Here is a 12,480-nt window from a genome sequence, read left to right as displayed (position 1 = left end):
AAAACGAAAAAGCGGACAGAGAAACTCTGTCCGCTCGTGACTTACGCGGTCGCGCGTTCGTTCCATGAATCGGAATGAATGATGTTGCCGTCTTTGTAGGTCCAGGTGATTTTTTCGTAGCGCAGTTCGATCTGCTCAAGGTGGTTGTGCTTCTCGAAAGAAGGATCTTTGATGTCGTGCATTACAGGGTTCACCTTCACCACTTTCACGTTCTCAAGTTTGGTGTTGAAGTACTCGACCTCCTGACCCGCATCGTTAATTTTGTACCACTTGAATTCTGCAGACTTGAGGGTCTGTCCGGTGGTCACCGCCTTGTACAGATATGGGCTGGAGGAATCGATTTCCTTGGTAAACAGGAACGGAGTGTGGATTCGGGTGCCGGTCAGCTTGCCTGTGTTGTTATCGGTCGGGATGTACAGGTTGTGTTCCTGAGCCACCACTTCGATGCTGCCTTCACGATCCTGAACGTCCACAGACCCTTTGATGTCCGCGCCGCCATCGTCCTTCAGCCAAAGATAAACAGGAATTGCCATGGAATTACTCTCTATTATGTTGTGATGCGCCATCATCCTGCGATGACGCCAGGGTGTGACCCGGTATCTGACAGGCATTAGCCTGTGATACCAGACTGATTTCGACACGGCGGTTTAGCGCACGGCCTTCCGGGGTGTCATTGGTTGCGAGCGGGCGACTTGCACCATAGCCCTGCACCGCAAAACAGCTTTCCGGCACGTCACCGGTGTCATGCATCCAGTCGCGCACCGCTTCGGCACGTTTCTGAGAAAGCGTCTGATTTCGTTGTGCGTTGCCGGTGTTATCTGTATGACCGGCGACCACAATCAGCCAGCCAGGCCTTGCCTTGACGCCCACCAGCGAATTAACCAGCATTTTGGTGGATCCGGCTTTCAGCGCCGATTTGCCGGAATCGAACAGCGACATGCTGTCAAGGCGGATAGTCGCCGGCTCCTGTACGATTTTTTTGATAACCGTCTGCGGTGACGGTGATAGTGATGGTGGTAGCGGCAAGTCATTCACGGCGGCTTCAACAGCAGGTATCAGACGCCCCCCCTGATACAACCCGAGGCGATAACGCAGAGGTTCACCGCGCCGCTGCCAGTCTTCCAGCAGTGCGCCATCAGCGCGCAGACGCTGATGTGCCTGGAGTTTAGGCGTGAGAGGGGCGTCGGAGAGACGGTGGTATAAGGCAAGATGGTCGCCGACATTGCGGATCAGACGCTGATTGTTAACCCAGGACGCCAGCATCGCCAGTGCAAGAAAAATGCCCCCCAGCAGCCCGGCATAGCGCCAGAACACCATCCGACGACTGACGCCACGACGACGCGGCAGCGCCGACAGCAGTAGTTCAGGCAACGGCAAAAGCTCACCGCTCTCCACCGTATCAGGCGGCAGCGCAGTAACAGAGGCAATGTGTTGTTGCCAGAGATTGCCGGCGAGACCGCTCACGGGAGCCATGCACAGCCCTTGTATACAGGGCTTCAGAGCTGGCAGTTCTCCCTGACGCTCCGACAGCAGACTGTTAACTGCGGTATTCAGCCAGGCAAGTCCACTGTCCAGCCATAGCACCTGGCTCAGGCGGGACAGCCACTCACCCGAAGTTGTTTCTTGAGCCCAGTCGGTCAGTGACAAATTCCCCTGACCGGGTTGATATACCTGGAGTCCTGCCCGTTGGCTGACAGTAGTAAACCAGACCGGCTCAGCATCAACACAAGCGACTGGCGGTGACAGCCAGATAACGATCCACTGCGGCGGGAGTTGACCAAGTGAGATATGGCATTGCGCAGCAGCACGCTGCCAACCACGCAGACTCTGGGTTAACTCCGCATCCGAGGTGTGGCGTTCGGGTAAGATAGCCAACAATATCGAGATCTGTGACACCAGAGCCGAACGAATCTGACTCAGGTGTTGAGCCAACAATGGCAACTGCTCTGCATCTTTTACCCACAGATACCAGCCCTGACGGGTTTCACGATGCCGTGTCCCCGCAGCAAATAATGCGCTGTTATCGCCACACACCAGAATGACTGCACCCTGAAAATCTTCCGGTGGCAGAGACTCAACCACAATATCTCTGAGCGCCGGTGCCCGTATCAGTAATGTCCGATACTGACGCCAGAGCATTCCCCCACAGACCAAAATAATCAGCAGGCTGAATGCCGCACGGCTCCCGACCGACGGTGACCAGAATCCCAGGATAAGCCACAGTGCCAGTACGCCCGCCAGGACGGTTAACAGACTCCGGTAAACATCACGCATCCTTTACCCCGGCCTGACCGTCTGACTCACCAGTTCGGTGAGGGAGGAAGAGAAGAAGTACCACAGCGCAGCCAGTACTGCCGCCCCGATAATCCAGGAAAGCCAGTACAGTCGGCGACCGCTGCGCAGACTGGATACCCTGGCGACAATCGGCGCATCCTGAGCAAGCGTAAAAGCGGGCACTCGTTCCCCCAGCGCACGCACCACGTCTTCACGACGTTCGTCATTCTGCGCCCGGTACTGTCCGACAAATCCCAGTTGTAAAGTACGGTACATACAGGTCAGCACGGCCATGTCCGGTGCGGACTCTTTCAACAGGTTGCGGATACGCTCCCATAACACCTCACCTGCGTTCAAAGTACCGAAGAAATGCGCCTGCAACGGATCACGGCGCCAGGCCAGATAACCATCGTCAGAAGTGCCCCGATTGAGAACACTTTCATCCAGCAAGGCGCACAGCGCGTATACCATGTGCTCCTGGCTGCTATCACTGTAGCCCGCATCCGAAAGCGATTTGCGCGCTTCCTGAACCAGACGACAGGCCCGGCGATAAAGCCCGTCCCCGTCCCGAACTTCTTGCCCGCCGCGTAGCTGGCTGGTCATCAACCAGCCTGGATAGAAAATCTGTTCAATCTGGCTGAGACTGGAATTATTCATGCGCGTAACACCGCAAACAGTTCAAGTTTCACCTCCCCCAGTGAGCACGGGGTGTAAAAGGTACAGCTACCCGCCTCCAGCATCGCCCGCGCCGCATCGGTACTCAGATCCAGAGAGAAGAACTGGTTTTCAAGGCGCAGAGGGATCGCCGCAGGCACATGGCTGAGTGGTTTTATAACCATGCCACTCAGCGCCACGTTCACGACATCTGAGACGTCATTGAGACTGCCCGCCTTACAAAGCTGCGGGAATTTCACTTGCAGCTCGTGATTCGGCATGGAGGAGCGAACGGAAAGATAGAAATCAGCCCCTTCACGCAAGCGGGCATCATGCAGCGATCCTTTCCAGAACTGATCGGCATGATCCAGTTGAATACTGATAACCCGGGAGGGCAGACTGGCTTCCAGCAATTTATCGAGCAGAGCCAGCAACGGCGGGAACACTCGTTCAGGCGTATCATGCTGATAAACAGGAATATCACTGGCATCGTGCTCCAGTGAAAACGTCAGCAGGCTGCCTGCCAGGCGGGTCAATTCACGGTAGAGCAACTCCGGGTGGCGTCCCGGAGTCTGCATCAGTTCGGTCAGCACGGGCTCGGCGCTATTCAGGGCATTGAGTAGCCAGAACAGAGAAACATCAGCCACCGCAAAATCGGCCAGACGCTCGTTGCTTTCGCGACGCATCGCCATCAGACGCTTACGTCGTGCCTGCAGACGAACCAACAGATCGCTCAGTTCAGCCACAAGCAAAGGGCTTGCCGTAATCGAGAGCATCGGCGGGATAAAAGACGGATCACGATTCCACTGTCCCTGCGCATTACGTGCCAGACGAGCCACCGGACAAGTCAGGTAAGCGGTATTTTCCTGCGTAGATAAACGAAGCGTGACGGCATTACGCAAAATGGCCAGTTCACCACTTTCATGCCCGGCAAGCTCCTGAACCACTAGGCGTTCAGATTTCCTGCGACGCGGGCGCTCACTGTCCTGACCATTATCCAGATTGCCACCACTGGCACTCAGCAACGGCAGCGCCACAACGACTTCAACAACCTCAGAACCGTTTGCGACGGATAAATCACAGACCGGTGGAAGATTATCCGCCAGGTCAGTATCAACCATCGTGCCGTCCTGAAAACGTACCACCAGACGGGTAGCATTCAGGCGTGACAATACAAGGGCTGCGGTATCGAATTCAGCATTCACCACGCCCCAGGGATGGGAAATTCCCATTCCTGCAACAGTGTCGGCAATATGTTCGTCCCAGCGAGCCTGCTGCTGGAACTGTTGTGGGGCCAGCGCGGCCCCATCCTCCCAAAGTGGGCGAAAAATTTTCATCCCTGATTTTCCCTCGCCTTACGACTTGGCTTTCGGCATCTGGGAAACCAGTGAGAGATTGATGTCCATCCCTTCCACCTGAAAGTGCGGTACGGCGTAGAGTTTCACGCGGAAGAAGCCCGGATTATCATCAATGTCCTCCACCACAACTTTCGCATCACGCAGCGGGGGAGATGCCTGCAACTCATCACCCGGGTCGGTCATTTCAGTCACAAGACCACGAACCCAGGTGTTAAGCTCCAGTTCCAGCAACCGGCGATCCTTGGTGGTGCCAATGTTTTCACGTTGAATCAGCTTCAGGTAATGAGCGATGCGCGACAGCAGGAAGATGTAAGGCAGACGCGCATTGATGCGGCTGTTGGCAGTAGCATCCGCAGTATCGTAGAGAGCGGGTTTTTGCGTGGAGTTCGCCGAGAAGAAACACGCATAATCGCGATTTTTGTAGTACGACAGGGGAATGAAACCAAGATTCGCGAACTCGAACTCGCGGGTTTCCGGGATCATCACCTCTGAGGGGATTTTTACCTGGTTGCCGGTGCCAAGATCATACAGGTGAATTGGCAGATCCTGCACCGCACCACCCGCCTGTGGACCACGGATTTGTACACACCAACCGTTATTGATGAAGCTTTTCACCATGTTGGCCGCAAAAGCAAAGGTGGCATTGGTCCACAGGTATTTATCGTGATCCGGGCCTTTCACCTCTTCAACATAATTAAAACTACGCACCGGTACAGTGTCCGGGCCATACGGCAGGCGACCCAGCACGCGTGGCATAACCAGCCCCAGATAACGGGAATCGTCCGTATCCCTGAAACTTTTCCATTTAATGTACTCGGCGCGGTCAAAGTAGTTACCGATATCTTTGATGGCCGCAACGTCTTCCATTGACTCTTTCAGGAAAAATTTCGGACCTGCAGAACCGATAAATGGCATATGAGCCGCTGCGGACACTTTTGATAAATTACGCATCAGCGCCACATCCTGCGCAGATGCATCAAACTCATAAGCGGAAATCAGCGCGGCAATTGGCTCGCCACCCGGCGTGTCATACTCATCAATGTAGGTATGTTTGTACAAACCACTCTGGATAATTTCCGGGCTATCTTCAAAGTCCTGACGCAGGTCTTCTTTAGATATATCCAGCAGTTCAATTTTCACGTTCTGGCGGAAATCTGTTTTATCGACCAGCGATTTCACGCCGCGCCACAGACTTTCTACCGCCTGAAAGTCCTCATGATGCATAACGGCATCAAGCTGACGGCTGATCTGGTAATCCAGTTCAGCGATATGGTGGTCAATCAGATTTTTGTCGAGCTTTTCGACTTTCGATCCCGATTTTGTCAGACACTCCAGGAACACCTGCATCCCGGCCGTTAAACGTTCATCCGCAGTGGCATCCGACATCGCCTGTGCGTCCTGCCAGATATCCAGAGAACTCAGCTCAGAGACCGGGTTGAGATTAATTTTTTCAAACAGGGAAGCATAAACTCCAGCGGCAGCAGGATGTTCAAGCACCACACTCTCGCCACCTGCGGCATTCTCATTTTTTACAGACATCAACATTTTCCTTATTAATCCGTTAAATCGTCATGACCGTTACGGCTGTTTAGGTGCCAGAGCGGAAAGTTCTGCTCTGAGTTCTGCACTTAATGCCGGGTCCAGCAAAATGTTTTCCAGTTCTTTACGGAAAGTCTGGTTATCCAGAAGGTTCGCTTTTAAATCACGAAGTAAATTACGCATGGAAAGCATGGCTTTTAGCTGTGGTATTTGTCGGGAGACCTGTTCCGGGAAGAAATCCTTTATGCTCTGGAATGTTAACCTGATGCTGTCTTCACTACCGTCATCAGCAAGTGTGTTATTAACGATAAGATTTACTTTTGGGGAATATTCAGAAAGGACTGCATCAAAATTATTTTTGTTAAGATTAACTTTTTTACGTTCAGATAATGGCGCGGATTCCTGACCATTACTAAAATCACCCGCAACCAGTAACTTCAGGGGTAATTCTGTTTTCTTACTTGCTCCCCCGGTGTGCAGATCTAATTTCAGATTAATACGGGCCTTCGGTATCTCCCGCTGGAAGCTGTCACTCATAGTTCCCTCTCGTAATTCAATTAAAGTCAAATTAATCACAATACTTCATTAGCTCGATACTAAGGCAATGTGGAAATCAAAAAAGCAATACAGATCAACATATTGAGAATAAAAAATAATGGGAAAATTGCCTGACAATAAAAATAATCGCAGCCATATCAATTGATTAAAAACGTCTTTATAAATATTCCTAATTATATTTTTATTATGTTTTTTTGTTTTTTATTTACCACAACATCTGTTAATAGACAGGCTATACATAGTGCAAAATACTGACTTACCCGCGCCTATGCCACAGATACTGTTATCTGATAGTTATGCCCATGTTGCCTAAGTAATTCATAAGTATTCGCCGTGTAATGACATTAAATTCTTGTCCGGCAATCAGGTCATCCCCGTATCCACAGGTCTCAATATCGGCGAGGAGATTTTATTTTAGGCAAGCGGAAATTTGCATTACAGCATATTCAGGCCTACACCCGAACGACCTGATTAACCATAAAAAATTGATTCAGCGCAGCATGTTAATTATTCCTGGATCTTACATTGTCATTGCACAGTAAATGTAGAAACTTATGCGTAACGGAGTATTTATGAGTTTTAAACGTTTGGTTATAATTACCGCAATATCCTGTATGTATACCGGATTTGCATTTGCAGCGAACGTCACATTGAACCCTGCCCAGGTAGAACACCTGAATAACGTCATTAATCACGAGGTAAAAGGGAAAGATGACCGTAATTTTGTCTATACCAACTGGACAGAAGCTCAACGTGTGGCCGAATTTATTTGCCGACCACTCGCACTGAAAGAACTACAGAAGCGGTATACCGACGTAGATAAGGTTATTTTCGATCAGGGAAAACATAATATGCAGCGTCTGATCTCACCTGCACTGCTGACAGGTAATGGTCAGTACCGTAGGGGGATTAACTGGACGACCTTTCACTTCGCCTGTGAACTGTCAGTGAAAACCGGAGAGGCGATGGCTTTCAGGTTGTTGAGAAATAAAACCCTGACCATGGCTCCGGGGCCCGTTATTCGCTTCGGGGAGATCGGCCAGTGAAAAATATTCTTACCGCGTTTCTCATCATCACTCTCCCTGCTTTCTCCGCCACGGCAGCCAGTTTTGACTGCCGCCAGTCCCGCAGTGCGGATGAAAAAGCAATTTGCTCATCACATAGCCTGAACGATTTGGATGTGGAGATGAGTGTTAAGTATCAGTTTCTTCATGGGCTTTACGCGATGGGAGCCGCCGGGGAACTGCATGACTCACAGGTACTGTGGCTGGCTGAACGTCGCCAGTGTGGTGGCGATACAACCTGCCTGACGAAAGCATACAAGCAGCGCCTGAAAACGTTGAACCATCTTTATGACGCGATTAATAAACCACTCTGAGTCTGGAGTGAACTGGTGGTTGTCGGAGACGCCTTCATACAAGGCACCTCCTTACCGGCGCGTGTAACGCAAAAAGAGCCTGATGATTGTTCTTCCATCGGCTCTTTCTCTGAAGTGAAAGAAGGCCCTGGACGGACGTACTCGCTGGCATATGTGGCTCCAGCTCAACCAATGATAATCACTATCGTTATTTTTTATTTAATAATAATCTCCTGAAAAATAGATGTGGCCAAAATTCAATCCTGCCTGGTTTAATTCCGCATCAATCACCAGAAATAATCAATCTCTCAACTATCATATCGTTTAATATTCACCGCCAAAATTTTATTATTTTCTTCTGCTTTACAAGGAAATTGTCAATCTGTTTATTATGTATGACTTAAATAGTTAATCGCAAAACATCATCACCATTACTGACGTGTTTTATTTATTGATAACAGTGTCATACGTTCTTTTTTTTACAATGAAACAATCAATTGCTAAATTGTTTTTTAACTCAATAGTTAAGCACGAAACGTTTTAATAAATGATAAAAATCCTAAATTCCTTGTTCATAATGTAGGGGTGTGTTAAATAGGTGGGCAAAATTTGGTTCCCCCTTCTCGCCTGTAATATTGCAGCATCTTCGCACTCCCATGAGACATTGCGACTTAATAAGAAGGTGATAAGCCCTGCATAAGCGCATGGGCTGACCATGATTTTATATTCATAAAAATATTTCGTTATAACCCATTGATTTAATATCAATAATTTATTGTGGGTTCGGGTTTATTGTGACTGTGGCATTATTTCCGTGCAAAGGAGCTGATATGTCTGAAAGACATTTACCTGATGACCAGAGCAGTACTATCGATCCATATTTAATTACCTCTGTTCGCCAGACTCTGGCAGAACAAGGCGCAGCATTACAAAACTTGTCTAAACAACTTGATTCCGGGCAGTACCAGCGTGTCCTTAATTTGATAATGAACTGTAAAGGACACGTTATTCTTTCGGGAATGGGTAAATCGGGGCATGTCGGTCGTAAAATGTCAGCGACGCTGGCCTCTACCGGTACACCGAGTTTCTTTATTCATCCGGCAGAAGCGTTCCATGGCGATCTGGGGATGATTACGCCCTACGATCTCCTGATCCTTATTTCCGCCAGCGGTGAAACGGATGAAATCCTCAAGCTAGTTCCTTCACTGAAAAATTTCGGCAACCGAATTATCGCCATTACCAATAATGGAAATTCCACGCTGGCGAAAAATGCTGATGCCGTGCTGGAACTCCATATGGCGAATGAAACCTGCCCGAATAATCTTGCACCAACAACGTCCACCACGCTGACCATGGCGATCGGCGATGCGCTGGCTATTGCCATGATCCATCAGCGCAAATTTATGCCAAATGATTTTGCACGTTATCACCCGGGTGGCTCATTAGGCCGCCGCCTGCTGACCCGCGTTGCGGATGTCATGCAGCATGATGTTCCTGCGGTGCAGCTGGATGCGTCATTTAAAACCGTGATTCAACGTATCACCAGCGGATGCCAGGGAATGGTGATGGTAGAAGACGCAGAAGGCGGGCTGGCGGGCATTATCACCGACGGTGACCTGCGTCGCTTTATGGAAAAAGAGGATTCTCTGACATCCGCCACGGCGGCTCAGATGATGACGCGTGAACCGCTGACGCTACCGGAAGACACCATGATCATTGAAGCGGAAGAAAAAATGCAAAAGCACCGCGTCTCAACGTTATTGGTGACCAACAAGGCAAATAAAGTCACTGGCCTTGTGCGCATTTTCGACTAATTAAGCAACGGGGTGCGAGAGTTTAGTCTCTCATTGAGTTTGCACCCCACCGAAACTTTGATAATCGTTACATGTTGATAAAAGTGAAGTCTGCCGTATCCTGGATGCGTGTTCGTCTGTCTGCCATCTCACTGGCAGATATCCAAAAACACCTGGCGAAAATCATCATTCTGGCACCGATGGCGGTGCTGCTGATCTATCTGGCCATCTTCAGCCAGCCTCGCTATATGAGCGAGTCGAAAGTCGCCATTAAACGCTCAGATGATTTAAACAGCGGCAGCCTGAATTTTGGTCTGCTTCTGGGCGCCTCTAACCCCAGTTCCGCAGAAGATGCGCTGTATCTGAAAGAGTACATCAACTCGCCGGATATGCTGGCGGCGCTGGATAAGCAACTGAATTTTCGTGAAGCGTTTAGCCACAGCGGGCTCGATTTTCTTAATCATCTTAGCAAGGATGAAACCGCAGAAGGCTTCCTCAAGTACTACAAGGATCGTATCAACGTTTCGTATGACGATAAGACCGGATTGCTGAATATTCAGACGCAGGGCTTTAGCCCGGAGTTTGCGCTTAAATTTAACCAGACCGTGTTGAAAGAGTCAGAACGCTTTATCAATGAGATGTCGCATCGCATTGCGCGCGATCAGCTTGCCTTTGCAGAAAGCGAGATGGAAAAAGCGCGCCAGCGTCTGGATGCCAGCAAGGCGGAACTGCTCTCTTATCAGGACAGCAACAACGTCCTGGATCCACAAGCCCAGGCGGAGGCGGCGAGCACATTAGTCAATACGCTGATGGGTCAGAAGATCCAGATGGAAGCAGACCTGCGTAACTTGCTGACATATCTGCGTGAAGATGCACCACAAGTGGTAAGTGCGCGTAATGCGATTCAGTCATTGCAGGCACAAATCGATGAAGAAAAAAGCAAAATCACGGCGCCACAAGGTGACAAATTAAACCGCATGGCAGTGGATTTTGAAGAAATCAAATCAAAAGTAGAGTTCAACAGCGAGCTGTACAAACTGACCCTGACCTCCATTGAAAAGACCCGTGTAGAAGCGGCTCGTAAGCTCAAGGTGCTGTCGGTTATCAGTTCGCCACAGTTGCCGCAGGAATCGTCTTTTCCAAACATCCCTTATTTGATCGCCTGTTGGTTACTGGTGTGCTGCCTGCTGTTCGGCACCCTGAAACTGTTGCTGGCTGTTATTGAAGATCACCGAGATTAACGCTGTCGCTGAATGAGTTTGTGATGAAATTATTTAAATCAATTTTACTGATTGCCGCCTGTCACGCGGCGCAGGCCAGCGCGGCCATTGATATTAACGCTGACCCAAACCTGACAGGAGCAGCGCCACTCCCCGGTATTCTGAGCGGACAGAAGTCGGATACGCAAAACATGAGCGGCTTCGACAACACCCCACCGCCCGCGCCGCCGGTGGTAATGAGCCGTATGTTTGGTGCTCAACTTTTCAACGGCACCAGCGCGGATAGCGGTGCGACAGTGGGATTCAACCCTGACTATATTCTGAATCCGGGCGATAGCATTCAGGTTCGTTTATGGGGTGCGTTCACCTTTGATGGTGCCTTACAGATTGATCCCAAAGGCAATATTTTCCTGCCGAACGTTGGTCCAGTGAAAGTTGCCGGGGTTAGCAATAGCCAGTTGAACACTCTGGTTACATCAAAAGTAAAGGAAGTGTACCAGTCCAACGTCAACGTCTACGCCTCCTTATTACAGGCGCAGCCAGTAAAAGTGTACGTGACCGGCTTTGTACGTAATCCCGGTCTGTACGGCGGCGTGACCTCCGATTCTTTACTGAATTATCTGATCAAGGCTGGCGGCGTTGATCCAGAGCGTGGGAGCTACGTTGATATTGTGGTCAAGCGTGGCAACCGCGTGCGCTCCAACGTCAACCTGTATGACTTCCTGCTGAACGGTAAGCTGGGGCTTTCACAGTTCGCCGATGGTGACACTATCATCGTTGGGCCTCGTCAACATACGTTCAGCGTTCAGGGCGATGTCTTTAACAGCTACGACTTTGAGTTCCGCGAAAGCAGCATTCCCGTAACGGAAGCATTGAGCTGGGCGCGCCCTAAACCTGGTGCGACTCACATTACGATTATGCGTAAACAGGGGCTGCAAAAACGTAGCGAATACTATCCGATCAGTTCTGCGCCAGGCCGTATGTTGCAGAACGGCGATACCTTAATTGTGAGCACTGACCGCTATGCCGGCACCATTCAGGTGCGGGTTGAAGGCGCGCACTCCGGTGAACACGCCATGGTGCTGCCTTATGGTTCAACCATGCGTGCGGTTCTGGAAAAAGTCCGCCCGAACAGCATGTCGCAGATGAACGCGGTTCAGCTTTATCGCCCATCAGTGGCTCAGCGTCAGAAAGAGATGCTGAATCTCTCGCTGCAAAAGCTGGAGGAAGCGTCACTTTCTGCCCAGTCCTCCACCAAAGAAGAAGCCAGCCTGCGAATGCAGGAAGCGCAACTGATCAGCCGCTTCGTGGCGAAAGCGCGCACCGTGGTTCCGAAAGGTGAAGTGATCCTCAACGAATCCAATATTGATTCTGTTCTGCTGGAAGATGGCGACGTCATCAATATTCCGGAGAAAACATCGCTGGTTATGGTTCATGGCGAGGTGCTGTTCCCGAACGCGGTGAGCTGGCAGAAGGGGATGACCACCGAGGATTACATCGAGAAATGTGGTGGCCTGACGCAGAAATCGGGTAACGCCAGAATTATCGTCATTCGTCAGAACGGTGCTGCCGTCAACGCGGAAGATGTGGATTCACTCAAGCCGGGCGATGAGATTATGGTTCTGCCGAAGTATGAATCGAAAAACATTGAAGTTACCCGTGGTATTTCCACCATCCTCTATCAGCTGGCGGTGGGTGCAAAAGTAATTCTGTCGTTGTAAGGAGTT

General features: G+C 50.2%; 11 protein-coding genes. 5 read left to right on the top strand and 6 right to left on the bottom strand.

Annotated elements, in window-relative coordinates:
• Positions 1 to 41 precede the first annotated feature (41 nt).
• Genes hcp through tssB form a run of 6 tightly spaced genes read right to left on the bottom strand, consistent with a single transcriptional unit; the run spans position 42 to position 6,362 of the window.
• Positions 42 to 533: a type VI secretion system effector Hcp gene (hcp, locus tag LG381_RS08220; RefSeq protein ID WP_001007319.1), complete on the bottom strand. Its 492-nt coding sequence runs from the start codon at positions 531 to 533 to the stop codon at positions 42 to 44.
• A 4-nt stretch (positions 534 to 537) separates the two neighbouring features.
• A complete protein-coding gene (locus LG381_RS08215) occupies positions 538 to 2,274 on the bottom strand; it encodes an OmpA family protein (protein ID WP_225762254.1) in 1,737 nt (578 codons plus the stop codon).
• A gap of 3 nt (positions 2,275 to 2,277) precedes the next feature.
• A complete protein-coding gene (gene tssL / locus LG381_RS08210; protein WP_225762253.1) occupies positions 2,278 to 2,931 on the bottom strand; it encodes a type VI secretion system protein TssL, short form in 654 nt (217 codons plus the stop codon).
• Positions 2,928 to 4,265, bottom strand: coding sequence for a type VI secretion system baseplate subunit TssK (gene tssK / locus LG381_RS08205; RefSeq protein WP_225762252.1), 1,338 nt, complete (start codon positions 4,263 to 4,265; stop codon positions 2,928 to 2,930). Before tssK ends, tssL begins: the two co-directional genes overlap by 4 nt.
• Before the next feature lie 18 nt (positions 4,266 to 4,283).
• Entirely contained in the window at positions 4,284 to 5,831 is a 1,548-nt protein-coding gene (gene tssC, locus LG381_RS08200; protein WP_225762251.1) for a type VI secretion system contractile sheath large subunit, read from the bottom strand.
• Positions 5,832 to 5,864: 33 nt separating this feature from the next.
• Positions 5,865 to 6,362 (bottom strand): type VI secretion system contractile sheath small subunit, encoded by a 498-nt coding sequence (tssB, locus tag LG381_RS08195; protein WP_225762250.1) that lies wholly within the window; start codon positions 6,360 to 6,362, stop codon positions 5,865 to 5,867.
• 593 nt (positions 6,363 to 6,955) lie between these two features.
• On the opposite strand from tssB, the gene LG381_RS08190 reads away from it, so the two are divergent.
• The 5 genes from LG381_RS08190 (at position 6,956) to LG381_RS08170 (ending at position 12,474) form a co-directional block, all read left to right on the top strand.
• Positions 6,956 to 7,429, top strand: a complete 474-nt coding sequence (locus LG381_RS08190) for a hypothetical protein (RefSeq protein ID WP_225762249.1) — start codon at positions 6,956 to 6,958, stop codon at positions 7,427 to 7,429.
• On the top strand, positions 7,426 to 7,761 hold the full coding sequence (locus LG381_RS08185) for a lysozyme inhibitor LprI family protein (RefSeq protein WP_000789901.1): 336 nt from the start codon (positions 7,426 to 7,428) through the stop codon (positions 7,759 to 7,761). Before LG381_RS08190 ends, LG381_RS08185 begins: the two co-directional genes overlap by 4 nt.
• An 809-nt stretch (positions 7,762 to 8,570) precedes the next feature.
• Entirely contained in the window at positions 8,571 to 9,554 is a 984-nt protein-coding gene (locus tag LG381_RS08180; protein WP_001298261.1) for an SIS domain-containing protein, read from the top strand.
• A gap of 71 nt (positions 9,555 to 9,625) precedes the next feature.
• Positions 9,626 to 10,774, top strand: a complete 1,149-nt coding sequence (locus tag LG381_RS08175; RefSeq protein WP_225762248.1) for a capsule biosynthesis protein — start codon at positions 9,626 to 9,628, stop codon at positions 10,772 to 10,774.
• 23 nt (positions 10,775 to 10,797) lie between these two features.
• On the top strand, positions 10,798 to 12,474 hold the full coding sequence (locus LG381_RS08170) for a polysaccharide biosynthesis/export family protein (RefSeq protein WP_010348153.1): 1,677 nt from the start codon (positions 10,798 to 10,800) through the stop codon (positions 12,472 to 12,474).
• Positions 12,475 to 12,480 lie beyond the last annotated feature (6 nt).

Origin of the sequence: Escherichia sp. Marseille-Q3837, from assembly GCF_916618735.1 — a bacterium.
In the GTDB taxonomy this organism is placed as follows: Bacteria; Pseudomonadota; Gammaproteobacteria; order Enterobacterales; family Enterobacteriaceae; genus Escherichia; species Escherichia ruysiae.
The sequence above is the reverse complement of the archived record's forward strand: the minus strand, read 5'-3'. Positions and strand labels throughout refer to the sequence as shown.